Source organism: Arthrobacter sp. GMC3 (assembly GCF_002929305.1).
Lineage (GTDB): Bacteria > Actinomycetota > Actinomycetes > Actinomycetales > Micrococcaceae > Specibacter.
Genome location: NZ_PJIO01000012.1, coordinates 16,146 through 41,367, shown reverse-complemented (window position 1 = coordinate 41,367; position 25,222 = coordinate 16,146). Strand labels below are relative to the sequence as shown.

The 25,222-nt window shown below is 58.9% G+C and carries 18 protein-coding genes and 1 pseudogene; 7 read left to right on the top strand and 12 right to left on the bottom strand.

The annotated features are described in order from the left end of the window. The gene (locus CXQ94_RS17045; protein ID WP_104091785.1) at positions 1-2,433 is read left to right on the top strand and encodes a glycoside hydrolase family 65 protein; all 2,433 of its coding nucleotides are present in this window, start codon (positions 1-3) and stop codon (positions 2,431-2,433) included. A gap of 424 nt (positions 2,434-2,857) precedes the next feature. Here the strand turns inward: CXQ94_RS17045 and CXQ94_RS23140 are convergent. Both CXQ94_RS23140 and CXQ94_RS17040 read right to left on the bottom strand, forming a co-directional pair. Beyond that, positions 2,858-3,013 (bottom strand): annotated as a pseudogene (locus tag CXQ94_RS23140) (ISL3 family transposase); the annotation flags it as partial. 72 nt (positions 3,014-3,085) lie between these two features. Then, positions 3,086-4,084, bottom strand: coding sequence for a LysR family transcriptional regulator (locus tag CXQ94_RS17040; protein ID WP_219817080.1), 999 nt, complete (start codon positions 4,082-4,084; stop codon positions 3,086-3,088). A gap of 324 nt (positions 4,085-4,408) precedes the next feature. Between CXQ94_RS17040 and CXQ94_RS17035 the strand changes: the two genes are divergently transcribed. After that, positions 4,409-5,041 carry a DMT family transporter gene (locus tag CXQ94_RS17035; protein ID WP_258067161.1) on the top strand — a complete coding sequence of 211 codons (633 nt, stop codon included), beginning with the start codon at positions 4,409-4,411 and terminating at the stop codon, positions 5,039-5,041. A gap of 73 nt (positions 5,042-5,114) precedes the next feature. On the opposite strand, the gene CXQ94_RS23135 is transcribed toward CXQ94_RS17035, so the two are convergent. Continuing rightward, complete coding sequence (locus CXQ94_RS23135; protein ID WP_258067160.1) at positions 5,115-5,243, bottom strand: helix-turn-helix domain-containing protein; 129 nt, start codon at positions 5,241-5,243, stop codon at positions 5,115-5,117. A 55-nt stretch (positions 5,244-5,298) separates the two neighbouring features. Here CXQ94_RS23135 and CXQ94_RS23130 point away from each other — a divergent pair, with 55 nt between their 5' ends. Then, positions 5,299-5,430: a hypothetical protein gene (locus CXQ94_RS23130; RefSeq protein ID WP_258067159.1), complete on the top strand. Its 132-nt coding sequence runs from the start codon at positions 5,299-5,301 to the stop codon at positions 5,428-5,430. A 137-nt stretch (positions 5,431-5,567) separates the two neighbouring features. Here CXQ94_RS23130 and CXQ94_RS17025 read toward each other — a convergent pair whose 3' ends face one another. After that, positions 5,568-5,804: a transposase gene (locus CXQ94_RS17025; RefSeq protein ID WP_104091782.1), complete on the bottom strand. Its 237-nt coding sequence runs from the start codon at positions 5,802-5,804 to the stop codon at positions 5,568-5,570. 26 nt (positions 5,805-5,830) lie between these two features. Next, positions 5,831-5,932, bottom strand: coding sequence for an LPXTG cell wall anchor domain-containing protein (locus CXQ94_RS23345; protein ID WP_368665583.1), 102 nt, complete (start codon positions 5,930-5,932; stop codon positions 5,831-5,833). A 167-nt stretch (positions 5,933-6,099) separates the two neighbouring features. Between CXQ94_RS23345 and CXQ94_RS17020 the strand changes: the two genes are divergently transcribed. Continuing rightward, positions 6,100-7,244 (top strand): IS3 family transposase gene (locus CXQ94_RS17020; protein WP_104091781.1). Its coding sequence is split into 2 segments (ribosomal slippage): positions 6,100-6,367 and positions 6,367-7,244, totalling 1,146 coding nucleotides; the frame shifts between segments, so codons are not numbered across the junction. Positions 7,245-8,097: 853 nt separating this feature from the next. Here CXQ94_RS17020 and CXQ94_RS17015 read toward each other — a convergent pair. The 6 genes from CXQ94_RS17015 to CXQ94_RS16990 form a co-directional block, all read right to left on the bottom strand. Then, the gene (locus tag CXQ94_RS17015; RefSeq protein ID WP_104091780.1) at positions 8,098-10,518 is read right to left on the bottom strand and encodes a glycoside hydrolase family 65 protein; all 2,421 of its coding nucleotides are present in this window, start codon (positions 10,516-10,518) and stop codon (positions 8,098-8,100) included. A 30-nt stretch (positions 10,519-10,548) separates the two neighbouring features. Next, on the bottom strand, positions 10,549-11,274 hold the full coding sequence (locus CXQ94_RS17010; protein WP_104091779.1) for an HAD family phosphatase: 726 nt from the start codon (positions 11,272-11,274) through the stop codon (positions 10,549-10,551). Between the two features lie 305 nt (positions 11,275-11,579). Next, a complete protein-coding gene (locus CXQ94_RS17005) occupies positions 11,580-13,589 on the bottom strand; it encodes a glycogen debranching N-terminal domain-containing protein (protein ID WP_104091778.1) in 2,010 nt (669 codons plus the stop codon). Positions 13,590-13,719: 130 nt separating this feature from the next. Then, positions 13,720-14,631, bottom strand: coding sequence for a carbohydrate ABC transporter permease (locus tag CXQ94_RS17000; protein ID WP_104091777.1), 912 nt, complete (start codon positions 14,629-14,631; stop codon positions 13,720-13,722). Beyond that, positions 14,628-15,719 carry a carbohydrate ABC transporter permease gene (locus tag CXQ94_RS16995; protein WP_181034279.1) on the bottom strand — a complete coding sequence of 364 codons (1,092 nt, stop codon included), beginning with the start codon at positions 15,717-15,719 and terminating at the stop codon, positions 14,628-14,630. The genes CXQ94_RS17000 and CXQ94_RS16995 overlap by 4 nt, the downstream gene beginning before the upstream one ends. 163 nt (positions 15,720-15,882) lie before the next feature. Next, positions 15,883-17,121 carry an extracellular solute-binding protein gene (locus CXQ94_RS16990; RefSeq protein WP_104091775.1) on the bottom strand — a complete coding sequence of 413 codons (1,239 nt, stop codon included), beginning with the start codon at positions 17,119-17,121 and terminating at the stop codon, positions 15,883-15,885. Positions 17,122-17,600: 479 nt separating this feature from the next. Here CXQ94_RS16990 and CXQ94_RS16985 point away from each other — a divergent pair, with 479 nt between their 5' ends. Continuing rightward, entirely contained in the window at positions 17,601-19,307 is a 1,707-nt protein-coding gene (locus CXQ94_RS16985) for an amylo-alpha-1,6-glucosidase (RefSeq protein ID WP_104091840.1), read from the top strand. A 530-nt stretch (positions 19,308-19,837) separates the two neighbouring features. Then, positions 19,838-20,833: a LacI family DNA-binding transcriptional regulator gene (locus CXQ94_RS16980; protein ID WP_104091774.1), complete on the top strand. Its 996-nt coding sequence runs from the start codon at positions 19,838-19,840 to the stop codon at positions 20,831-20,833. Between the two features lie 410 nt (positions 20,834-21,243). On the opposite strand, the gene ppgK is transcribed toward CXQ94_RS16980, so the two are convergent. Continuing rightward, on the bottom strand, positions 21,244-22,038 hold the full coding sequence (gene ppgK / locus CXQ94_RS16975) for a polyphosphate--glucose phosphotransferase (protein WP_104091839.1): 795 nt from the start codon (positions 22,036-22,038) through the stop codon (positions 21,244-21,246). A 771-nt stretch (positions 22,039-22,809) separates the two neighbouring features. Here ppgK and CXQ94_RS16970 point away from each other — a divergent pair. Beyond that, on the top strand, positions 22,810-24,516 hold the full coding sequence (locus CXQ94_RS16970; RefSeq protein ID WP_104091773.1) for a glycoside hydrolase family 36 protein: 1,707 nt from the start codon (positions 22,810-22,812) through the stop codon (positions 24,514-24,516). Positions 24,517-25,222 lie beyond the last annotated feature (706 nt).

Sequence of the window (25,222 nt, the reverse complement as noted above, 5' to 3'; positions counted from 1 at the left end):
ATGGCACTTATCAACTCCGACCGGCTGCGTTTTCCTTGCGATCCCTGGAAGCTTGTTGAGATCATCCACGCTCCCGGTGTGGAAGGAACGCTGGAAACCCTCTTTGCACTGGGCAATGGCCATCTCGGCATACGTGGCGCTCACTGGGCGCCTTCCGATGCCCACCTTCCGGGTACGTTTATCAACGGTTTCCATGAAGTCTGGGACATAAAACACGCCGAAAATGCCTTCGGCTTTGCCCGCACAGGACAGGGCATCGTCTATGTTCCAGACGCCAACAACTTCACGCTCACTATCGATGGCGAGCAACTTTCTCTAACGGAATCGATGGTGCTGGAGTTCCAGCGCAGCATTAACTTCGCAACTGGTATCTACGAATGCGTGATCAAATGGGCCTGTCACTCCGGCGCAACTGTGACGACTGTGGAGCGGCGAGCCGTTGGCTTCAAGGCTCGCGGAGCCATAGGGATCGAACTGCTGGTGACGTCCGACCAGCGCGTGGCCGTCGACATCACCTCCACCGTTATTAACCGGCAGGACCAGCTGACCAGCGACTCCCTAGATCATGACCCGCGACGCTCTGGTCGCCATACGGGGCGAGTTCTGAAACAGCTGTACGCGGACGGTGCAGATGGGGCATTGAACCTGGTTTGGAAGACCGCCGCGTCAAGACAGCTCGTAGCACTTGCGGTGGACCACCGGACTTCCACAGGCATGCAGCCATTCGAGACGATAGTTGCACAGGACGAGTCCAGTGTGCGCTTTGTCTTGGCCATCGACGCCGACGAAACCTTCCGAATGGAAAAGAGCGTCAGCTATGCCGTCTCCTCCCAAGGTGGCGATCCCGTCGGCAACATCACTACCCATGGAACCGAGCCTGAAGACGATGGCGTCAGTGCAGCGAAGGATCTGGCCGCGACCGCCGAGGCCGCCCTGATTCCGGTAGCCACAGTCCTGGCAGATAGCGCCGCCCACTACGAGCAATACTGGCGAAGAGCTGACATTGAAGTTGACGCACAGCCGGAGATACAGCAGGCAGTGCGCTGGAATCTCTTCCAGCTCGCCCAGGCCACCGCGCGAGCGGGTGTGTCCGGAATCCCAGCCAAAGGTGTGAGCGGATCCGGTTATGAGGGGCACTACTTCTGGGACCAGGAAATCTATCTGCTGCCCTACCTGACATACACCAATCCGACAGGAGCCCGGCAGGTTCTCCAATCTCGGCACGCCATGCTGCCCGATGCCCGGGTCCGGGCAAAAGAGCTCAGCGTAGATGGGGCCTTGTTTCCCTGGCGAACCATCAACGGCCTTGAGGCCAGCGCCTACTATGCTGCAGGGACGGCACAATTCCACATAGCTGCCGCCATTGCCTTCGCCACCCACCGCTATCAATGGGCCAGCGGTGACGCCAGCTTCGGGCAGGAAATGGGGGCAGAAATACTGGTCGAGACTGCCCGGATGTGGATGTCACTGGGCTTCTTTGGCAAAGACGGCCAATTTCACATTCACGGCGTCACCGGCCCGGACGAATACACGGCGGTGGTCAATGACAATCTGTACACCAATGTCATGGCCCGATTCAATTTACGCGCTGCGGCAGCTGTGGAGTACCCCGGTGTCAGCGCCCAGGATCGCCAACTGTGGCACCAAGCCGCAGACCGGATGGCCCTGCCCTTTGACACACACCTGCAGGTCCACAGCCAGGACCAGGACTTCATGACCCTAGAACCGTGGGACTGGTCGACGCCTCGAGCTAAGTATCCGCTGCTACTGCATTTTCACCCACTGGTGATCTACCGGCACCAGATCCTGAAGCAGGCCGACACCGTGCTTGCAATGTTCCTTCAGTGGCAGAATTTCACAGCCGAGGAGAAACAACGGGCTTTCGACTTCTACGACCCAATCACCACTGGAGACTCCACCTTGTCCGCATGCGTACAAGGCATCATGGCTGCCGAAATCGGTTACGGAGACATAGCGCTGCGGCACTTCACCGATGCCCTATTCATCGACCTCGATGATTCGCACGGAAACACCGCCGACGGTGTCCACATTGCCTCCACCGGCGGGGTGTGGAGCTCTCTCGTCTGTGGCTTCGCAGGAATGCGGGACCAGGCCGATGTGCTGCATTTCGACCCGAGGCTGCCGGACGACTGGGACAGCTTGGCTTTCCGGCTCGCTTTCCGGGGTAGGATCCTGGCAGTGGAACTCACTCCCGAAGCCATTAAACTCTCCCTTGTTCCTGTAACAGGGGCCAGCAGCGAACCCCTCATGGTCAATATACGTGGCAGCCTTGTCGCGGTGACGCTCGCCGGCGTTACAACTCCGGTACGAGCAACGTCAAGGCCGCAGCTGTCAGTGTTCCCGAGCGCTCTATCTCACGACAGTCATCATCAACACTTGCAGACGGTTCACTCTCCATTTCCGACGAGGTAGACGACGAATAGGGGCCTTTTGGGAAGCTACTCGACGCCATTTCACGATTTCTTCTCGTTAATATATGCAGCGGACTTTGACGGATGAAACCGCCTCGTGATCGGTATGTATGTCTGTTGGTGAGGAAGCAAGTGAATACGCCCAAGAATTTCTCGAGATCTTGTAGCAGGCGTTGATTCATTTGCGAGCGCACTCGGACCTCGCAGTCGCCAATCTGCCGGACCATCAACGAAATGCGTGCTGATAGATGGTGCGGCCGAGCCGACTTGCGTGGTCCAGCGAGGGCAGGGCGTGCAGGTAGACGCGCAAATCTAGCTGGTTTGGAGGGATCGCCTTCCCCTGCAAACCAGGGAAACCGCCCCTTCGCTAAAGCCTTCCGAACTTTAGAGAATGGCTTTCGGAATTGAGAGTTTGGTTGCGTTTCAAATCTGCCGGAATCCAACAATAATCTAACGACGTAGCTTGTGAGATTGCTGGATCCTATGGAGAAGCCAAGGAGATGTTCAAGCTTGCCATTGATGGTCTCCGTTGTGCAGTTCGATGTTCCTCGCTGGTCGAAGTAGGCCAGCGCGTCCTTCGCTCCGGGGTTGAGGGCCGTCCGATTTTTTGAGTTTCTTGAGCGTGGAAGACAGGCCGATGTCGAGAGAATCAACTAGTGGCGAGCATCAGCTTCTTTCCCCAGACGCGGTAAGGCTCCTAGAGACCGTGATCGCAGCTCGTATGGGTGAGCCTGGTGAGAATAGCGCTCGACATTTAGGCGTTGCAGGAGCAATGCTAGCGGGGCCCATAGATGGCGAGTATTTCTGGTGACTGCGTGTGCTTGCAGGAGTACGTCGGGATTAGCGAGTGGAAGGAGGGTGATTCCGTCTCGGGCAGGGCGGTCAGTTGGGAGTAAACCTACTCCCATGCCAGCAAGGACGAGGTCTTCGACGAGGTCGAGGCTGTCGGATCGATGTTTGATGGTTGGTTGAAAATCGGCTAAGGACGCGATGGTCCGCAGGACGTCTTCATCGGCGGTGTTTCTGGAGTTGCCGATCCAGTTATGGTGGCGAAAAGCTGCGAAGGTCCGCGAGGAATTGCCGCTCAGGGTTTGCTTGTCGAGAATGTGTACACTGCTTGATTGAACGCCTAGGCTCCACGGCGTGGACCAGATGAGGGAAGTCGTGAGCTCGGGTGCGAATTCTGAGGGCGCAAGGCTGTAGTCATAGGTGATGGCTAGATCGATCTCGCCCTTGTCTAGTAGGGCCAGGGCCTCGACTGGTTCGTGTTCAGACACGACGATTTCCAGTTGTGGATGGGTAGCTGAGAGATCGGTAATTATTGGTATTAGTGTTCTTCGAATGGCTGTGCTGAAACCGGCCACCCGTAAGATCCCTGCTGGGGCCGCGTCGGGGTTTAGATCGGCTTGGGCGGCCGCGACGGCTGCCAGGATAATGCTGGCGTGAGCGGCCAACCGTCGTCCGTCCGGTGTTAATCGAACGCCGCGTCCGTCTGCTTCTAGGAGCACGGCACCGTTCTCCCTCGCCAGTATTGCTAATTGCTGAGAGACCGTGGAGGTCGTCGTTTCTAATAGGTTGGCAACCGCGCGCATCGATCCAAGCCTGGAGAGCTCCAGCAAGATTTGTAGCCTTCGAGTTTCCACGACTTCCATTGTCCATGAATGTTGAACGAATTGTTAGGAATTATCGCGTGGACGCCGATGAACTTTTCTGTGTCTACTGGGGGTATGAAGACACCTCTGGGGTCAAGAAGTCCCCGTGCCGGAACGTTTATGGCTCTTGGATCAATGGTCTGTGTGCAACTCGGACTTGCTGCCTCTGTTGGGCTGTCGGAGCAATTGAGTCCGCAGGGCGTTGCATGGCTCCGTCTTGTTTGGGCCGGCGTCATCCTTCTTGCGGTTGTTCGTCCTTGGCGTATGCCGCTTCGGCGTTCAACAATATGGACGTGCGTCCTTCTTGGTGTTGTGACTGCGGGCATGACGATGATGTTTATGGGAGCCGTGGTGCGAATACCGTTGGGAACGGCCAGCGCCTTGGAGTTTCTGGGGCCATTGGGTGTTTCGATAGCTCAGGGGAGAGGCGTCCAAAGAATGTGGGCCCTCGCTGCCATGGGAGGAGTGCTGGCCCTGACGGAACCGTGGCACGGGATGTCTGATCCGTGGGGGGTGCTTCTGGCTATCGGCGCCGCAGTTTGCTGGGCGGCGTATATTTTGCTGACGCAACGGGCCGGGGACCAGGCTGCAGGATTACAGGCATTGGCTATTTCGATCCCGGTTGCGGGTATCGTTGCCACTGTTGTTGTCGGGCCGTCGGTTCTCGGTCACATCACCTGGCAGCTTGTTGTTATCGGGTTGGGTCTGGCTCTCTTAATGCCAGTGATCCCTTTTAGTCTTGAACTTTTTGCCCTTCGACGGTTAAGCGTCGCTGCGTTTGGAACACTTATGAGCCTGGAACCGGCTATTGCTGTGGCCGTTGGGCTGACGTTTCTAGGACAGATACCCAGCGTTGGTGCGATTGTGGGAATACTACTCGTCGTCGCCGCGGGCATTGGCGCAGCCCGGACGGGGCAACGAAGCATCGCGCCAGCGGCGAATGTTTCCACGAGCTAAGATTCCATCACGAATCAATTAACTGATCTCCCCATACTGGCCCGGTACTCCTAAAGGTGTCGTCAGGGGCAATCTAGGGGTTTGGGCGTATGTATTGGTAGATGGTTTGGCGACTGACTCCGAATTCTCGGGCGAGGGCGGCTTTCGCTTCGCCAGCGGCAGCGCGCCGAATGAGTGCGGCCGCCTGCTCGGCATTGAGCATTTTTCCTCTGCCTTTGTAGACGCCAGCCTTTTGGCAAAGGTGAAGCCCCCGCGTCATGGCTTCCCTACGTAACATCGCCATCACGATTCTGCGACTCCAAGGAGAAGCCAACCTCGCTAAAGCCACTCGCGCAGCCCGCAACGACCCAGACCGGGCACTCAAACTAGCCGGCATCACTATCAACTAAACGACTTCGCAGCCGCCCTGCTCAAACGCCGTCTACCTAACACCGAACCGAGCAATGGCCACCATGATTCTGGCCGACCGTCAGAGGCAGTGGATGAAAATACCTGAATTTATATGCCTTTATCCGGCTATTCGTGATTAGGCATGGTTGACCGGTTGGTTCCGATACGGACGTTGTCCGCCGGCGCTGAGCAGATCGCGCAATCGATAGTTCGCAAAGTTCCTGAACCCGCGCGCTATCCGCAACGTCGTCTCAATGAATCCGCTACTGTCTTCGGTGGGACCGTTCGAGGCGTCTTGGGTTATAAAGTAAGCGAGATTTTCTTGGCACCACGATTTCAATGTTCGTCCAAGCCTGGCTTTTTCAGGGGTCAGGCTGAACTGCGATGTGCCCGTTGAGGTTAGGTGTTACGTCGTCGTGTGCGGAGAATCGTGATTGCGGCGCCCCCGAGTAAAGCGAGCACTGCTACGAACAGGACCAAACCTACATCGCTACCGGTAATGGGCAGTTCTCCATGAGGTGGTGCTGTTTGAGTGCCTCTCGGCGGTGTGCTCTCGGAAGGATCTTTGACTGGGAGGATGCTCCAGGTCGCGGTATAGGTTGGGACTGCCCCGGCTTTGCTTGACTCCTGACTTGTGAGGATATGTTCCTTGCAGCAAGGATATTGATATGCCTAAGCCTTTCCCCGCCGAGTTCCGCCGCGATGTTGTTGCCGTGGCCCGCAAGCATGAAGCGCCGATCGCCCAGATCGCCAGGGAATTCGGAATCTCTGAAGCGACGTTGCATAACTGGCTCAAGAAAGCCGATATCGAGGACGGCACCCGCCCGGGCGTGAGCGCTGCCGAGGCGGCCGAGCTGCGAGATGCCAAGAAACGCATCCGGCTACTGGAGCAAGAAAATGAGATTCTGCGCCGGGCCGCAGCCTTCTTCGCCCGGGAGCTGCCCCCAAAATGAAGTTCCCGCTGGTCCTTGACCTCGCCGAGGACGGAGTCCCCGTCGCGGTGGCCTGCCGGGTACTCGGCTTCTCCAAACAGGCGTTCTACGCATGGAAGGCGGCTCCGTTGACGGACCGGGATTGGGCTGATGCGCACCTGATCAACGCCGCGCTAGATGTCCATCGCGACGACCCGGCATTTGGCTACAGGTTTATTGCCGACGAGTTGAAGGACCAGGGCCTGGCCGCGGGTGAGAATCGGGTCCAGCGCCTGTGTAGCAGCCAGCGGATCTGGTCCGTGTTCGCGAAGAAACGCGGCTTGACGCGCAAAGCAGGTCCGCCCGTCCATGACGATCTGGTCAAGCGGGACTTCACCGCGACAGCACCTAACCGGCTCTGGCTGACGGATATCACCGAGCACCGCACCGACGAGGGCAAGCTGTATCTGTGCGCGATCAAGGACGTTCATTCGATCCGGATCGTCGGCTGCTCGATTGATTCACGGATGAAGGCGTCCCTGGCCGTGGCCGCGCTCCGCAACGCTGTATCCCTCAGATCCCCAAAGGGAACGGTGGTGCATTCGGACCGTGGCTCTCAATTCCGTTCCAACGCCTTCGTTCGGACTCTGAAGAGCAACGGGCTGACCGGGTCGATGGGCCGGGTGGGTGCGTGCGCTGACAATGCCGCGATGGAGTCGTTCTTCGCGCTGCTGCAGAAGAACGTCCTGGATCGGCAGCGCTGGGCTACACGGCAGGAGCTGCGGCTGGCGATCGTGACCTGGATCGAGAAAACCTACCACCGAAAACGCCGACACCGACGACTTGGCCGGCTAACCCCGATCGAGTTTGAGACAATGAATACCGGCTTCAAAACCGCCTAGAAACACTAAACCCCGAGAGTCAATGAAACCCGGGGCAGTCCCGGCGAATGTGGCCGTCTAAATGTGCACTGGCTCCTAGCGGCCAATCCTCCTGATGCATCGATTAGACCAGGCCAGGGGGGAAATAACGGCATCGTTGAGTCTGTTGCTTTTTAGGTGGCGAAGACACCTAAAAAGCAACGGACTTGGTGAAAACCGGCGGGCTATTGCTTGGTCCATGGCGGAAACGGCCCGCATTCACCCTTTCTCAGTCAAGTAACCCTAGGAACTATGGGGTGGATTCGGCTGCTTGTGTTGACTGATTATGGCAGTTTGAGCAGGCACTGATTAAAGAGGTTTAACAACACCGGTTCCTTACATATACCTTCCCGCCGCGCTCACCAGACCCAGTCCATCAAGGAATCCCGGACCGTTCCGACTTTGTCACGGCTGCTCCCACCTCGCCCATCAATCCATGGGCTCAGCTACCGTCAGCTTCTTCGAGCACCTACGAGTGCCAGCAGACGAAGATGTCTCACACCTCCATTCGAACAACAAGCGCCTCGTGGCGCACGTCTCAAATCACCATTCGGGCGCAGTGCCCCAGTCACTTGGAAGTGAGACATTCTCCGCCGCCAATCCGGTCGGTGATTCAGGAAGTAGATAGCAGAAGTTACGGCATGAAATCTGAACTCGGCTTCAGCTTGAGTGCTCAAACCAGGGTGTGATCGGCGCCATTGAGCAAACGAAAGTGGTGCCGCCGATTACCAAGCTGGCGTGGACGCCACGCGCCGCACGCATTGAAGAATGCTAACGGTTGTAGGGCCTAGGGTTTCAGCGCCCCGGGCCTTGGCCTGACACCAACTGCCGTCTCTCATGCACGTGCGCCTTGGCAGCTCCCGATCAACGGAATTTCTGCGGTGGGATGTTGGGTCGGGAAGATCGATGGCGGAGGCACCGGTACCGTCTCAAGCCGCACCGTGACAGTGTGTGCGCCGACGGTGACGTTGTGACCACGGACGCGGACACACAGCGAAGATTCGCTGTGCCCGGCTGCCAGCACTAGGGAGAGTGCTATGGAACCCTGTGAGAGTCCTATAGACAGCAGACGGCCCTGGACTTTGAGTCGGAACGTCAGTCCCTCCCAATTGGCAGGTAGGCGCGGATCGAAGTGTAGAACCTCACCTTGGTCCCGCATGCCAGCGAAGCCGCAGACTAGCGAACTCCAGATCCCGCCTGTGGACGCGATGTGCACCCCATCGATCGTGTTGCCGTGGGAGTTGTCCAGGTCGATGAACAAGGCCTCTGTGAAATGCTTCAGAGCAACTTCACCATACCCGACCTCGGCTGCCAGAATGCCTTGGACGCACGCGGACAGCGTCGAGTCGCCGGTTGTGATGGGGTCGTAGAAATCGAAGGCACGCTGCTTTTCTGTGGCTGTGAAGTCCTGCCATTGGAGGAACATCGCCAACACGGTATCGGCCTGTTTGAGCACCTGGTGTCGGTAAATCACCAAGGGGTGGAAGTTCAACAGCAGCGGGTACTTCGATTTCGGGGTGTTCCAGTCCCACGGCTCCAAGGTCATGAAGTCCTGGTCCTGGCTGTGCACCTCCAAGTGAGGATCATAGGGCAGGGACATGCGCTCGGCAGCCTGCCGCCACATCATGCGCTCAGTCTCGGCGATGGATTCGTGCTCCAAAGCTGCGGCTGCACGCAGGTTAAAACGGGCCATGACGTTGGTGTATAGATTGTCATTGACCACAGCCGTATACTCATCTGGGCCTGTGACACCGTGGATGTGGAACAGGCCGTCTTTGCCAAAGAAGCCCAGAGAGGCCCACATGCGCGCAGTCTCGATCAGCAATTCGGCGCCGATCTCGCTACGGAAGTTTGCGTCTGCGCTGGCCCACGAATACCTGTTGGCAGCGAAGGCGATTGCCGCGACAATGTGAAACTGGGCTGTGCCTGCCGCGTAGTATGCACTTGCTTCTAGGCCATTGATGGTCCGCCAGGGGAACAATGCGCCTTCAACATTGAGCTCTTTGGCGCGGACGCGGGCCTCCGGCAGCATTCTGTGCCGGGATTCCAGCACTTTCCGGGCTCCACCGGGGTTGGTGTAGGTCAAGTAGGGCAAGAGGTAGACTTCCTGGTCCCAGAAATAGTGGCCCTCATATCCGGAACCGCTCACGCCCTTTGCCGGGATACCCGCCACGTCAACTCGGGCCGTAGCCTGAGCTAGTTGGAAGAGACTCCAACGCACGGCCTGTTGTATTTCGGGTTGCCCCACGAGGACGATGTCGGCTGTCATCCAGTATTGGTCGTAATGCGCCTGGCTCTGTGCAAACACCGTCTGAACCGGTACGAGAGCAGCGGCTGCCTCGTTGACGAGTGCCTCGGCAGCGGCTTCGGCTTCATTCAAGACGGCCAAGGCCGGAAGAACATCCCTCCCAATCGGCGCCCCAGAAGCAGCGGTTACATAACTGACGGCCTTCTCGAGGACTAGAGCCTTTCCCATTTGCAAGGGAAGGACGTAGCGGACGGATGACTCATCCTCTCCCACCAAAGTCTCGAACGGTTGGCCTTCGACCGAGATCCTATGGTCCACAGCCATGGCGATGCGCTGGCGCGACTCGGAGGTTTCCCATGCCAGGCGCAACGAACCATCAGTGCCCTGGAGATGCAGCGGCAAGAGGACACGGCTCGCGTGGCGACCGGAGCGTCGTGGGTCGTGGGCCGTGTGATCCTCCGCAGCCTGGTCCTGGCGGTTGACGACGCCCGAGGTGATGTCCGCGGATACGTCGCGATCAGCGCTCACGGTGAGTTCCAAGCCCAGGCATCCGCGGGAATCGAACCCCACTGCGCGACGTTCCGCCGTGGTGACGGTGGCCCCCGACCGGCACGCCCATGTGGTGGTTTCCTCGTAGATCCCTGAGGAGAAGTCAACGCTGCGCTGGTAATCCAGCACAGTGGACTCGGCAAGGCTGAGGGCCTCGCCGTCAATGGAGACCGTGAAGTTGTTGGCGTCCGGGACATACACTATCCGCTGCCCCGTTCGCGCGAAACCGAAGGCATTCTCGGCGTGCTTGATGTCCCAGATCTCGTGGAACCCGTTGATGAAGGTGCCCGGGTGTTCGCTGTCGCCGCGTGTAGAGTGCGCGCCACGAATGCCGAGGTGGCCGTTTCCAAGTGCGAACAGCGTCTCGAGGGTACCCTCGTCGCCGGGGAGGTGGATGTCTTCCACGAGTTTCCAAGGCTCGCAAGGGAAGCGCCGCCGGTCAGAGCTGATGAGTGCCATAGGCTTTTGAAGTCCTTTTAAAGAGTTGAGTCAGAGAAGTTCGTTGAGGTCGTCAACTACTTGAGTGGCGCCCGCGTCGAACAGGCTCTGATGGCCTGCGCCGCGGTCCACGCCGATCACAGCATGGAAGTGGCCTCTGCTCCCAGCCTGGACGCCTGCCACAGCGTCCTCCACCACGATGCATTCTTCGGTGGGGACGCCTAACAGCGAGGCTGCATAGGCGAACGTTGCAGGGTCCGGCTTGCCTGGAAGCCCGGCGGCAGCAGCCACCTGCCCATCAACCACCACCTCGAAATGGTGGGCAAGGCCCGAGGCAATCAGTACTGCGGGTGCATTGCGAGAGGAGGATACGACCGCTACCTGCAGTCCCTGCTCCAGCGCGGCGTTGATGAACTTGAGCGAGCCCGGGTATGGTTCCACACCACGGGTGTCCACAATCTTGTTGAAGATGACATTCTTGCGGTTGCCCAAGCCCTGGACTGTCTCGTTCGTTGGCGAATCGTCAGTGGGGCCCTCCGGCAGCTTGATGCCGCGCGATGCCAGGAAATCCCGGACGCCGTCGAATCGGGGCTTGCCGTCAATATGATCGAAGTAGTCACTTTGCTGGTAGCCATGCGAATGGCCGGTTTCGATGAGGTAGTCCTCGAAGAGCTCTTGCCAAGCCTGTTCGTGGACAACTGCGGTGGGCGTCAGCACACCGTCTAGGTCGAAAAGCAGCGCCGAAGCGCCGGTCCAGGCATTACGAAGTTCAGTCATTAGGGTCCTTCTGTGGGTGTGTTGAATCGCTGAGTGCCGTTTGAGCTGCAGTGGTGAGCAGAGGTGGATGAGGTTATGGTTCGCCGCTGCTTGCCATACCGTGCAGGACGAGTCAGGAGGGATCCTCGCGTGATCAGTTCTTGCACGACCAGCGGTTGCTGGCCAAAATTCCCGTTGTCGGTCCTTGAATTGCAGGCGATGACTAAGCCGGTGATAGCGCGCAATAGCTTGCGCGGGCTGGTGATTCTGGGTCCGACTCACGGGGCGATCATGGTGTGACCACGCAAGGACGCCGGAGACAGGTGTCATTCAACCTCGATAGGTGATACCAGCGCACCATTAACGCGGAACCCGGTTACGCTCAGCGAACCCAGTTCGCAGCGGTCGGAGGTCAGCAGCTTGCCATCCGCGCGCGACGGCTGGACGTTCAGAGCGGAGGCCACTACGGCGATGGCCGACGCCGCCGACCACGCCTGAGGGCGGCAGGAGGCCGGGTACGGTGCGGGCACCTTCCCGGCATTGCGGGCATCGCCCGAGTGTAGCTCGGGCATCCGGTAGTCGAAGGCTTCCGCGGCTGCGAGTAGTCCGCGGCTCAATTCCGCCGCCTCCGCATGGAATCCGGCACGCGAGAGCCCGGTGATGGCGATGGCCGTGTCGTGAGTCCAGACGGAGCCGCCGTGGTAGCTCAAGGGCCAGTATCCGGCCGAGTCGGTGGACATGGTACGCAAGCCGAAGCCCGAATTCATCTCCGGCGAAACCAGGCGAGCCGCAACAAGTGCCTCCTCCTCGGCGTTGAGCAGACCGGTGCCCAGCAGGTGGCCAATGTTGCTGGTCACCGTGTCCACGCGGAGCTTGTTGGCGTCAAGTGCCATGGTGGGGTAGGCGCCGTCGGCGTCTGCAACCCAGAACTGTGCTCGGAAGCGGATGGCGAGATCCGCAGCCCACTGGCGCCATTCCTCTGCCCCTTCGAGTCCAAAGTGGTCCAGGAGCTCAGCCGCACCTGCGGCCGCTTCGAAAGCATAGGCCTGAACCTCACACAGGGCGATGGGGCCTTCAGCAAGTCGTCCGTCGCGCCACTGTACTGAGTCACCAGAGTCCTTCCAGCCCTGGTTGGCCAGTCCATGCCCGGTAAGGTCGACGTATTCGAGAAAGCCGTCGCCATCGCTATCGCCGTCTGTACGCATCCACTCAAGGGCCGCGATCATGTTTGGTAGGAGCTCTTTGACTTCCTCCTCAGACATTCCCCAGCGCCAAGCATCAACGAGCAGGCACACCCACAGAGCCGTGGCGTCGACGGTACCGTAGTACAGCGGTGGCAAGGAGACACCTTCGCCGGGGATCAGTAGCTCCTTGGCGCGCAGCTCGTGCATGATCTTGCCAGGCTGTTCAGCCGTCGCATTGTCAGTCTTGGTGCCTTGGAACCCGGCCAGTACACGCAGCGTAGAGCCAGCAAGGGCGGTGCCCAGGGGTAGCAACATCCGTGCTGAAATCAGCGAATCGCGGCCAAAGAGAGTGAAGAACCAGGGAGCGCCGGCAGCCAGGAAAGTTTCATCGGGGTGCGCCGAGGTGGTCATGCGCAGGGCTCTCAGATCCTCCAAAGCCCGATCAACCCAGCGACTGACGCGGCTGTCTCCCGATGTCACGGAGAGGCCCAGCCACTCTGGTTCATCGGATGCGCCGTTGACGACGGCGGCTGAGTCGGTCACTTCCACGGTCCAAGACACCGTGACCTCGGACTTGGCCGGAATGTTGACGTTCCAGATGAGGTTAATGCTGCCGCCGTCGGTGGTACAACCAATGGTGGCGCCGGGTGCCGTTAAGGCAGCCTCGATCGAATTTTGAATCAAGACGAGGGTCTCGGGGCCCTGTGCAGCCGAGATGGCGGCAGATTCAGTGCTCCCTGCCAGTCCTACTTTGACGGTCTGCATGTCGGTGAAGTCGGCAGCTAGATCTAGTCGAAGAGAGGTGGTGATCGGTTCTTTCAGAGTAGATCGGATGGTGATGGTTTCCGTCATCCACCCCGCGGAAACCTCGCGCAGGGTTTCGACGCGGACCCGCGGATCGGCACTGGCGTCGTCGATGTTCCGGGCCAAGGCAGCAAAGCGCACGGAAGAGGCCGAGACGCTATCTTTGGCGAGAGGTTCCGGTGAGATTTCGCCTACAGACAATCGGTAGGTGGAAAAGACCCGGGTGTCTGAGTGGTAGAGACCATGGATGCCGCCGGTCATGCGCCCATCGGGGGCAGACCAGACCTGAGTGGGTGCGGATAGCACCACGGTTGCGTCATGGAGAAGTGGCTGCAAAGGCTTGGACATGGGGAGGTGCTCCTCATAGGTGGTGGGTGGCGGGCCTCCCGGACAATCCGTGGGACCGCTGTTAGTACTGGAAGAAACGTGAGACGGGGCAGTGCTTGCCCGACACATGGCCAGCAAGATGCTGGCGGGGCTATTCCTTGATAGCTCCATCACTGGAGTTCATAATGCGTTTTTGGAACAAGAAGAACACCACTGCCACAGGGATGGTCATGAGGGCTGCTGCGGCGAGCTTGAGTGGGTATTGGGTACCCTGGCTGAGTTGGCCGGAGGCCAGCGAGGCAACCCCCTTGGTCAGAACGGTCAGGTCCGGTGACTGGGTAGAAATAATGAAGTGCGAGAGTTCGTTCCAAGAGCCTTGAAAGGACAAAATCACGATGGTGATCAGGGCAGGCCGCGCCATGGGGAGCACGATTGACCAGAAGGTTCGGAACGTCCCGGCGCCATCGATACGGGCCTGTTCCTCCACGCTGGAGGGGATTGATTCGAAGAAGTTCTTCATGATGAACACGCCGGCGGCGTCCATTAGGAGCGGAATGATCATGCCGGCATAAGTGTCGTAGATGCCCAGTTGGTTGATGACCAGGAATTTCGGGATGAGCAGCACGACGCCAGGAACGGCCATGACGGCTATGAGTCCGGCGAATACGATATTCCGTCCACGGAAATCAAGCCTGGCCAGCGCGTATCCGGCCAGCGAGTTCAGGAACACCCGTCCAGCCGTCACGAACACCGTCACGATGACCGAGTTGGTGAACCAGGTGGGGAAATCCGAGTTCAGGAACAGTTTGGTGTACGCCGCCGTCGACCATGTCTGGGGAATCAACGACAAAGGGTCGGTTGCGGCGTTAGCGTCGGTTTTAAACGAGGTGGCAATGCTGATCAGGAACGGGCCGATGTAGATGACCGCGATGACTGCGAGGATAGCGTACAACAGTGAGGTACCGGTGAGGAATGCGCGGCTTCGCTGCGGCAGTTTCTCCTCGGTGGTCTTGGTCGGCACCGCTCCGTGTAGGCGTTCATCTGAGGTGGGGGTGGTGCTCATTTGCCGGCTCCTTTGGCGGGTCCACCGTAGATGCGGCGGTGGCGTCGTGACAAGGGACGTTCGCGCAGCACCAGGCGCTGGAGAAGTGTGAAAAAGACGATGATGGCGAACAGGACAAATGCGATCGCGGCGCCACGGCCCCACTCCTGGCTTTGAAACGCCGAGGTGTAGGAGAGGTAGGCGGGGGTCAGGGTGGTCTTGCCGGGACCGCCCTGGGTGCCGGTGTAGATCTGGTCGAAGACCTGCCAGGTACCGATCACGCCAAGAGTCACCACGGTGAAGACAGTCGGGCGCAGCTGGGGCAGTGTGACATACCAAAAACTCTGCCAGCCATTGGCCCCGTCAATCACGGCAGCCTCTTGGACCTCGCCGCTGAGGTTTTGCAGCGCGGCGATAAACAACAGCATGAACGTGCCGCTGGTGGTGAAGATGGCCATGATGATGAACGCGCTCATAGCCACCGACGGCCCGGCCAACCAATCCCATAGGGGCAGGCCAAGCATGTTGGTGTCAGTCAGGAAAGTAGGGCCCTGGGTAATGCCGAAAGCGCCCAGTATGTTATGCACGACACCAGACGGGTCCTGGAACCAGTTGGGTCCGTGGATACCAAGGAACCCCAGCACCTTATTGACGGCACCCGTGGCACCGAAAAGGAACAGCCACAGTACAGTGATGGCAACCGAGCTCGTGACAGAGGGAAAATAGAACGCGGTGCGGAAGAAGCCCCGTCCCTTAAGTACCTTCCTGTTCACCAGCACGGCCAGGAAGATGGCCACGATTGTTTGGATGGGCACTACCAGCACCACGTACCATGCGTTATTGCGCAGGGACGTGCCAAAGTCGCGTTCGGCCAGCCCTCCGCCAGCCACGAGATCCTTGTAGTTATTCATACCTACGAACGCCACGTTTGAGGAGAAAGGGCTGCCACGGCCGGTCCAGTCCGAGAAACTCACCCAGAGGGCCATGCCGACAGGCACCACCAGGAACAGTCCGAGGATCACGAGCATGGGTGCTGTAAACAGCCAGCCGGCGATGGTGTCCCGAGGGCGGTGCTTCTTCTTGGCCGCGGGGGCCGGGGTCGGCGGCATTGTCGTTACTGCTGTCATGGGGTCCTCAGTTCAACAAAAGTCTGTGTCGTGTTTCCTAGGGTGGCGGGCAGGTCAATCCACTCGTCACCTGAGGCGAGCTCTCCCTACCGGCTGTCGGAAAGGTGAGCCCGCCTCATGGTTTGCTACATCGCGAGTGAGGTCCCTACTTCAGAAGGGCTTCGATGTTCTTTTGCGTGTCGTCAAGGATGACTTTGGGGTCGGCAGTGGCCAATGACTCCAGCTTGCCGTTGAAGTCAGTCACCACGTCACCGAAGCCCTTGACGGTCGGAACGCTCATGGCGTAGTCGACGGCGGAAAAGAATGGGACAAGGCCAGGATTCTCTGACTTCCACTCATCGCCGGCCGATTTGATCGACGGCATCGGTCCGAACGCCGTACCAAAGGCGAGCTGGTCGCTCTTGCTGGTCAGCTTCTCGACGAGCTTGAGCGCAGCGGCCTGGTTAGGGCTGTCGGCAGCGATGCCCCAGCAGTTGCTGAACTGCATGGTGCCCTTGCCGGCAGGTCCGGCTGGCAGCTCCACAACCTGGTACTTGATGTTCGGGTAGTCAGCCTTCATCGCGCCGGTGATCCAGTTACCCTCGATGGTCATCGCAGCTAGGCCCTTCCCAAACGCCTCTCCGCCCCAGCCCGCGCCAAGGTCCTTGGCGAATTTAAGCTGTCCGCCGTCGAGCATCTGCTTAGTGAAGTCGAGCGCCTTGACGTTGCCGTCGCTGTTCGCGGTCGCCTTCGTACTGTCCTCGTTCATCAGGTTGCCGCCGGCTTGCGCCATGAAAGCGCCAATCCGGAAGTATTCACCCCCCATACCGAGCCCGACGTGACCGTTCCCGGTGAGCTTCTTGGAGACGGCCTCCAGCTGATCCCAGGTCTTCGGGAAGTCGCTGTCGGTCAGTCCCGCCGCACTCCACATGTCCGTGTTGATAATGAGCTGCAGCGTCGCAAAGTCCTTTGGCGCGCAGTAGAACTTGCCATGGTAGGTGAATGCCTTGACCAGGCTGGGATAGAAATCATCCTTGTTGCTCAGCTGATCACCGTAGGCGAGCAGCGACCCGTTGGATGCGTAACCCGCCAGCGCGTCCGTAGAAAGGTAGAACACGTCTGCCGGCTTTTTGGCGGCGAAGCCCTGCGAGAGCTGTTGGTTTAGGTCTGAGGCGACGATGACACTGGCCTTCGTGCCACTTGAGGCGGACCAGCCGGCTACGGCCTCATTGACTGCCGCCGTCTCGGCGTCCCCAGAGGAACCGATCATGACGGTGAGCGCTTTGTCCGATGAAGTTAGCGCGTCCGTGTCGCTGGTACCGCTGAAACCGGAACTGCAAGCGGTCAGGGCGAGCGTGGCGGCGACGGCACCGCTTGTGAGCCAGCGCGAGGTAAATCTACGCATTATTTCTCTCCTTGGTGTGAGTGCGAGCGACCAGTCGGTCCTATGCGGTGGGGATCACAGGAACCGTGGAACGTTCGCGACGGGCGCAGATCTATGGGGATTCTGTGCCCAGAAGAGGGGATGGTTCGCAGCTCTGCGTGCATCCACCCTCCGTGGTCATAGTCTGTTAAGTATTATTTGATCGATCGAATTGGATGGTTGTTTCGACAAAATTTTAAGCTTCCAACGATCGGTGTAAACGTAGCCCCACCTTCAAGGGCATGTCAAGCCCGATGTTCAGATTCGCATTCCGGGTAACGCAGGAACCATTGTCCTCAGGAGACCTTCTGGCCCGCATAGTCATCGGCACGTTCAGGGGCAACGCCTTTAACCACCAGCAGCCTCCGCTGCGCGAGGCGACGCGCCTAGGAGCTATCCGCCCTGAATTCCTGTATTGTATGCTTAAAATCATCGATCTTTCAGATACTAAGGAGTACCAAATGTCTATCGAACCAGCTGTCCCAACCGAGGAATACGCGTTCCCCATCCGGGACATTCCATTTAGCACCAATGGCTCGTGGCTCGACGTGTCTCCGGTCGTTGGCCTGAACGATATCCGCGAAACAGTTCATGTTGTGTCGCATAAGACCACGATGACCTCTGTTGTAGGGCTCCAGCCTCTGGCGGAAGGCGCGGGGACCTGGCTGGGGCGCCCGAACGTCCTTACCTGGACGCACGAGTCGGATGTCATCGAGATCGTATTTCAGGACAACGAGACGATCCGTATCCAAGGGCGCGGAGCGGGCCTCAGGCTTGAAGCGGGTGTGAGTGAGTTGTATGTCGATCAGGTCGACGACAGCTATGTCCTATCGGTCCATGGGACCGGCCGACGTTACCGCCTGACGCTCCTCTCTGGGCTGCCGCTGGAGGCGTACAAGGTGTACGACCGGTCTGTTGTTGGGTTCCCATGGGTGGCATCGCCCGCTGGGCAGGACAAGTGGGAGATCGCTATCGAAGAGATGGATGCCGGAGCCGTTCCGCATTCTTATGAATCGACGTTTGAGGAGTTGAAAGAAGGCCAGCTGGACTCGTTCAACACTTACCTGAACCAGGTCGCCCCTTGGCGTTCCGAACGTACACCGGCAGTCGTTGCTGCCGTGTACGTCGACTGGGCTACGACGGTTGCGCCGGATGGGTTCATCACCCGACCGGCCATGCTGATGTCGATGCAATGGATGGACAGGGTCTGGAGTTGGGACCACTGCTTCAACGCGCTTGCCATTGCACGCAACGCTAAGGCCTCCTGGGATCAGTACGTGATCATGTTCGACCACCAGACCGAATCCGGTGGGATCCCCGACGCGGTCTCTCATTCCGAGGTGATCTACAACTACCCGAAGCCACCAATTCACGGTTGGGCGCTGACGAACCTGTTGCCGCGCCTCACTGAACGCCCAAGCGAAGAGGAACTGCGCGCTGCGCTCGATGCCCTTGTGAAGTGGACGAACTGGTGGCGCACCACGATGACGGCACCGAAGAGCAAATTTGCTCACTACCATTTCGGGAACGACAGCGGGTGGGACAACGCGACACTCTTCGGCAGAGAAGCGCCGCTCCAGACTCCGGATCTGTCGGCTTTCATGGTGCTGCAGATGGAGGCGATCTCATCTCTTGCGGCGGAGCTTGGAGACGAAGCGAGTGCTACATACTGGGCTAGCGAGGCGCAGGAGCTGCTTACTAACCTTCTTCAGGCCTTCTGGCGGGAGACCCATTTCGTCGCGTTGCAGGCGCGCACTGGAGTCGAACGCTGGTCACAGTGCCTGCTGCTCGCAATGCCGATCGTGCTTGGCAGTCGGCTACCGGAGGATGTGATCGATGGGCTGGTGGAAACGATCGAGGGGCACCTCACAGAGTTCGGCCTGGCAACTGAGCGCACAGACTCAGCCCTATATGAATCAGACGGCTACTGGCGTGGGCCCATCTGGGCACCGTCAACGTACCTGATCGTGCACGGACTGCGAGACGCCGGCCGCAACGAGCTGGCCGACAAGATCAGCGTCCGCTTCCGAGAAATGTGCGAACGTTTCGGATTCGCTGAGAATTTCGACGCCCTTACTGGAGAAGGGCTGCGAGACCGCTCATACACATGGACCGCGAGCTGCTACTTGCTACTGGCGGAGGAGGCCGAATTGGCTCTCCAAGGCTGACCGCCTTTGGCCCGCGTGTAGCCATCAAACAACGGGCGGTCTCGACGGCCCCGCGTAAAACTATCGCCCCTGCAATGTGCATGACGGACGATGCCTTGGTTCACATCCTGGCCGCCAAATCCACCACCAACATCTTAAGTCGTAGTCTGTGGCAAGAGACGCCCCGAGCTCGCTGTACCAGTGCCTAACCGTCATCACTGGCACAGCGAGCTCGGAAGGTGACGCGCCTTGAAAACCAAGATTATCTTCAGGTGGCTGGGCCACTGCCGCTGATAGTCTAATTAGCCTGACGCTGATCGAGGCTGTGAGTCTCGGCCTCAGATTCACGACAGCGTACCGGGATCCTCGCCCCACTGCATCGGCTGATCTACACCGCAGAGCCGACCCGCTCAATCCGCCCTAGTATTCTCTATATCAGAGGGCGAGGGCCGACTGAGCCAGATGATCGACCGTGATGCACAGCCAACACACGAGGGGAAATCGTGAACGCAGGATCCCAAGCCAAAGATAAATCGATACGCCGCGCGAGTATGTCAGACGTCGCGGAGCGCGCTGGCGTGTCAGTGATGACAGTTTCCAATGTCATCAACAGACCCGACATAGTTGCAGATCAGACTCGCGACAAGGTGCTGGCATCCATGAGGGCGCTCAGCTACCGCAACAATCTTGTTGCGCGGAGCCTTCGGCTGGCACAGCCGCGCCAGATCGGCTATATCCTTCCGTCGGAGGATACTGCTGGCAACCTATATATGGACAAGTTCCTCCACGAGCTTGCCAGCGCGTGCCAAGCCGAGGGGCGAAACCTCACGCTCATAGCCGAACCGACCCATGAGGCGCAATTGAAAGCGTGTCAAGACCTGTTCTACGGACAGTCCGCTGCAGGGTTTGTGATCGCAAATATTAAACCGCAGGACCAACGCCCGGTTCTGCTGACAGAATACGGAATCCCTTTTGCCGCCTACGGTCAGACAGCTGCCGGCAATGAGGTTCCGTGGAATTGGGTTGACGCGGACAGTGCGCAGGGTGTCGAGCTCGCCGTAGAGCATCTCATTGAAATTGGCCATACGGAACTTGCGTTTGTTGGCCACCTTCCAGACACCGTAGAGGGCGATGCTCGCCTGCGTGGATACCTGGCCGCCTGCCGGCGACGTGGTTTGGAACACTCGATACAGCCGTCTCGGGTTGTTTCTGCCCCGAACGACCTTGAAGACGGGCTCAACGCCACTCTGACACTATTGAGAAGTCCTCATCCACCAACGGCCATAGTCTGTCTGTCCGATCTACTCGCGGCAGGTGCACTTCTGGCTGTTCGTGATCTAGGCATGCAGCCCGGGGCTCAAATCGGCATTACCGGGTTCGATGACACTCCGCTGACTTCATTCGGTTCAGTGCGAATCACGTCTGTGAAACAACCCTCACGGGAGATCGCACGAGAACTCGTCAGGTCGATTCTCGAACCATCTGATAGTCCCCAGCACGTTTTGCTCGAACCTGAGCTGTCCATCGGATCAAGCACGCAACGGTAAGTACCGGACTGGCCGCGGGGCTCCGCCGCATGGCCGTCGACGCACCTATCGTCACAAGAATTAGCTTCTGGCACCGAAGACCAGTCCAATGCGAACAGGATGGTTCTAATACCAGAGATGGAGCCGATGACGGCCTGTAGCCTTCACTCATATTGACGACAATTCGTCAGTGAGTTTGATGCCATGGCGGGCGACGGCGACCCTGCCATCGTTTCTTTTGTAGTCCTTAATCAACACCAACCTCCCCTGCCAGTAATGTCGAGGGGAGGAGATATGGGGAAGCTTTCTCAAGGACAAGGTTCGTGGATGTTCGCTCAACGCTGGGGTGTATGGGAACGTAGTGGGAACTAGATTCAGATCGAACTTACTTAGGCCAGTATCGGTTTCCCACTGCTTGGAGGCTGCTACCCCTACTTGGTGATCTTGAAGTGGACGGCTGCCTGGAGGGCGCCGCCGACGATGCCGGCGTTGTTGGCCAGTTCTGCCGGGATGATCTTGGTGCGCAGGTCCAGCTGGGGCAGGTAGTCTTCGCTGCGCTTGGAGATGCCGCCGCCGATGATGAACAGTTCGGGGGAGAACAGGAATTCCACGTGGGAGAAGTAGCGCTGCAGGCGCACGGCGTATTCGTCCCAGCTGATGTCGTCACGTTCGCGGGCGCTGGCGGAGGCCTTGGTTTCGGCGTCGTGGCCGTCGAGTTCCAGGTGGCCCAGTTCCACGTTGGGGATGAGCTTGCCGTTGAAGATGAACGCTGAGCCGATGCCGGTGCCCAGGGTGATGACCAGGACGGTGCCCTTGATGTCCTTGCCGGCGCCGTAGCGGGCCTCGGCGAGGCCGGCGGCGTCGGCGTCGTTCATGACCTGGACGTCGCGGCCCAGTTCCTTGGAGAAGATGTGATCGACGTCGGCGTTGATCCAGGACTGGTCCACGTTGGCCGCGGAGAGGGAGACGCCGTGGGCGATGATGGCCGGGAAGGTGATGCCCACGGGGGCGTCCTTTGACGGGGCTTGGTCGCGGCCGGAGAGCTCGTCCACGATTTCCTTGACAACCTTGGCCACGTTTTGCGGCGTGGAGGGGGTGGGTGTCGGGATCCGGAAGCGTTCGCCCACGACCTGGCCGGTTTCCAAATCGACGATGCCGCCCTTGATGCCGGTGCCGCCAATGTCGATGCCGATGACGGTTGTCTTGGGTGAGTGCTTCTTGGACATGTGGGTCTCCCAAACAAGTAGTTCATATGTTGCAAGGCTGGCGGCTGCTGTTGCATCCGAAAGAACATTGGCATCATCTGTTTTAACGTTCAAATTCCAGGATAAGACATATGACTAAATCGTTCCAAATTTTGTTGGCCAGCCGCGCAGTGCCATGCTCGGACACGGGACCATGGGTGCATGCCGGTCCACGTCTCCCATGCCCCAGGGAAGTGGGGGCAGTCTTAGGTGGGAGGCCTTCAAGGAACTACGCCTCATTGGATGCGCTGCGCCGGAACCCTCGCAGCAAGAAGCTCCCACTTACAGGATGCGGCGGTTCCATTCTTGTGGTGGAGCTAATACCGTCGCAACCGAATCACCGAGGCTCACTGCGATAGGCAGGTCCTCGGGGGGGCTGAGGCGGCGGTGGCCACTTCGACCGTATCCGGCCGCTTGAAGAGCTTCGGCACCAACCTTCTAGCGGGTTCATCCAGGCCCGGTGTCGGCGGTCTCCGCGTGAGGGCTTACATTTCACCAGGCCCACACCTTGGAAACCGGAGCCGGCCGCTGCACTCGAGGTGCATCTTCATGGGTGTTTTCGCAAACATGGTTGACACCTCCTGATTGTCGTGACTATCGTGATACGCGGTTGATTGGATCGTTAAAATTTTCTTTGATAGCCGCTATGCCCGATCGCTCGTGGAAGATGCACTGCGGACGTTTCGTCAGGGAAGGCGCTGCCTTCTGGCCCTTGTGTACCATCTTGACCCCAGAATAAGGATTGATTAAGTAATGAATACATTGGATGTTGGATCAGGCTTCTTGGTGGAGCCTCTCGGCGGAACGCGGGTCGAATTTGAGCGTGATGAAAATTCCCCGCTCCTTCGCATTCACGCTGACGCGGACACGGCTGAGGTTGCTGTGAGACTGCGATTCCCCTTGCACGAAGCAATCGGCTATTGGACTCCAGACTCACGGGAGATGCGCACTCTCCTGCCGGGCGGAGTCCATCGATACCAAACAAGCCTGATCCACTCCGTCCCGCTCGGCATTGTCTACGACCGAAATGGTCGTGTGGCAGGGGGATGGGCTCTAGATAACATCGTCCGAACCACGCGAATCGAAGCAGGTGTCAGCGAAGAAGAGAAGGTTTTCGTCGTCACCCTGCGTTTCGCCCCGTCACCCTCAGGAGCGCCGCACCAATTGTTTCTCCGTCGACCGGGAGCTTCTCTCGAGGATTGTGCGCAAGATCTAGCGACCTGCCTTGCCGCTTCGGTGACGGAGCCACCCGCCCAGGTATCCTCTTTCGCGCGAGAGCCGGTCTATTCGACTTGGTACGCCTTCAATCAGGATCTTGACGCCCGCTCAATAATCCCCGAAGCGCGCCTCGCAGCAACTCTAGGTTTTGGCTCCATCTTTCTCGATGATGGATGGCAGATGCATGCCTCGGGCCGCGGATATGACGGTTGCGGTGACTGGACGCCGGACCCGGAGAAGATTCCTGACCTTTCGGTGCTTGTAGCTGAGCTGCGAGGCCTTGGTCTCAAGACGGTTGTCTGGGTTGCACCGCTGCTCCTTGGACCTGAGTCGGAGACCTATCAGCGCTTCTCACATTTGGCCCCAACGGTGCGACCAGGGTCGACGTCTGTGATTGACCCAAGGCTTCCCGAGTCCCGGCGATATCTCACCGACCTCTGCCTCAACATTCTCCGTGATTACGGTGTCGATGGGCTCAAGCTCGACTTCCTCGACGACGCCATGATCTATGACGGCACGCCCACTCAGGGGGACATCCACGATGTCGGCGAGGCGGTGGAGGCATGGATGTCCGAGCTGAATCGGCGTATCGTCGACGAAGGACTGCCAGGGACGATCGAGTTCCGGCAACCCTACGTCAGCCCTGCGCTTGCCCCGTTCGCCAGTATTATCCGAGCTGTGGATTGTCCGGGGGATGCAGTGACCAATCGAGTCTCCATTCTCGACGCTCGTCTCGCGATGACCTCGGGCGTCGTCCACTCAGACATGGTCATGTGGGGCGAAGACGACAGCCCTGACGCGGCCGCCTGGCAGCTCCTCAACACTCTCGGCAGCGTTCCGCAACTCTCGATGCGCCTCACTGCACTGAGCGACGCCCATCACAAGCGAATTGCCGGGATGATCGGTCTGTGGCGTGACCATCGCGACGTCCTGCTCGATGGGCGTTTCGTCGACGCCCAACCAGCTGAGCGCTACCCCCTTGCACGGTTTGAAGGCGACCAACGATCCGTGATCGTTCTACATCGCCCCGAAGTCGTTCGCTTCAACGAGAGAATGGTGCAGACAACCGTTGTCAACGGATCACCCGTTGACGACATCATCATAGAGCTCACATCTCCGGCGACAGCGGTGCAAGTCTACGATCCGTCCGGCAGTATCGTGTCGGAGACCGGTCCGCTGCCAAAAGGCATACACAGTGTCCCTGTCGCCAGCCTCAGCTGGGTTACGATCCACACACCTTAGTTTCTCCTTCACCGCACAGAGTCAACAAGCACCCGCACCCCTGACGAGGTGGCGGTTGGTTCTTGTTGACTCTGTGCGGTGCAAAGGGCGAGGTAGAGGCCAGCTGCGGTCGGATGGAAAGAGGCGCGAACTGCTTTTTGATAGGACCAGCGAGTTGCGCAACCCCAGCAGCCGCAGCAAAGCTAGGGAAATGATTTTGGCACTAACTAGAAGCCCAACTTTGGCGGCCACGGCGTTAACACCACCACGCTTCCGGCTAGGACTTGGAAATGGAACTCAACCCCAAGGATGTTCCCGCGAATTCTGACGACTTCGATGCGTCGATTGACGACTGGGGAAACTGGCGTCGACGAGACTTTCTCGGGCATTCCCACTCGAGGCACGTCTTCACACGCATGGCGCGCTGAGTCGAGTTGACGGCCCGTGGACTGTTCACCGCCTCGGCCGATATGCCGCTAGTGGCAAGAGAAGCGCTGTCTCCGCAATGTCATAGGCTTCACCGTCGTGTCGAGGTGGATGAGAATCGGGTTATTATCTGATGCCCCATTTATGTGGGTTTCATAGCCGAAAACGTCCATCTCGTGGCTTGCTTGCTTGCCCCGCACTACGGTCATTCGCCCGACTGATCACTGGCGCCCTGGCTTCCATGCGCAGCGGCGATATCAGTATGCATTTAGAGGCCCAAACCATCGAAATTTCACGAGGA

What these genes read in the sequence shown, in the direction of transcription:
- CXQ94_RS16995 (WP_181034279.1), bottom strand. Translation starts at nt 15,719, where the DNA reads ATGCCGCCGACCCCGGCCCCCGCGGCCAAGAAGAAGCACCGCCCTCGG.
- CXQ94_RS16990 (WP_104091775.1), bottom strand. Translation starts at nt 17,121, where the DNA reads ATGCGTAGATTTACCTCGCGCTGGCTCACAAGCGGTGCCGTCGCCGCC.
- CXQ94_RS16985 (WP_104091840.1), top strand. Translation starts at nt 17,601, where the DNA reads ATGTCTATCGAACCAGCTGTCCCAACCGAGGAATACGCGTTCCCCATC.
- CXQ94_RS23135 (WP_258067160.1), bottom strand. Translation starts at nt 5,243, where the DNA reads ATGCTCAATGCCGAGCAGGCGGCCGCACTCATTCGGCGCGCTGCCGCT.
- CXQ94_RS17010 (WP_104091779.1), bottom strand. Translation starts at nt 11,274, where the DNA reads ATGACTGAACTTCGTAATGCCTGGACCGGCGCTTCGGCGCTGCTTTTC.
- CXQ94_RS17015 (WP_104091780.1), bottom strand. Translation starts at nt 10,518, where the DNA reads ATGGCACTCATCAGCTCTGACCGGCGGCGCTTCCCTTGCGAGCCTTGG.
- CXQ94_RS17035 (WP_258067161.1), top strand. Translation starts at nt 4,409, where the DNA reads ATGACGATGATGTTTATGGGAGCCGTGGTGCGAATACCGTTGGGAACG.
- CXQ94_RS16970 (WP_104091773.1), top strand. Translation starts at nt 22,810, where the DNA reads ATGAATACATTGGATGTTGGATCAGGCTTCTTGGTGGAGCCTCTCGGC.
- CXQ94_RS17045 (WP_104091785.1), top strand. Translation starts at nt 1, where the DNA reads ATGGCACTTATCAACTCCGACCGGCTGCGTTTTCCTTGCGATCCCTGG.
- CXQ94_RS23130 (WP_258067159.1), top strand. Translation starts at nt 5,299, where the DNA reads ATGGCTTCCCTACGTAACATCGCCATCACGATTCTGCGACTCCAAGGA.
- CXQ94_RS16980 (WP_104091774.1), top strand. Translation starts at nt 19,838, where the DNA reads ATGTCAGACGTCGCGGAGCGCGCTGGCGTGTCAGTGATGACAGTTTCC.
- ppgK (WP_104091839.1), bottom strand. Translation starts at nt 22,038, where the DNA reads ATGTCCAAGAAGCACTCACCCAAGACAACCGTCATCGGCATCGACATT.
- CXQ94_RS17000 (WP_104091777.1), bottom strand. Translation starts at nt 14,631, where the DNA reads ATGAGCACCACCCCCACCTCAGATGAACGCCTACACGGAGCGGTGCCG.
- CXQ94_RS17040 (WP_219817080.1), bottom strand. Translation starts at nt 4,084, where the DNA reads ATGGAAGTCGTGGAAACTCGAAGGCTACAAATCTTGCTGGAGCTCTCC.
- CXQ94_RS17005 (WP_104091778.1), bottom strand. Translation starts at nt 13,589, where the DNA reads ATGTCCAAGCCTTTGCAGCCACTTCTCCATGACGCAACCGTGGTGCTA.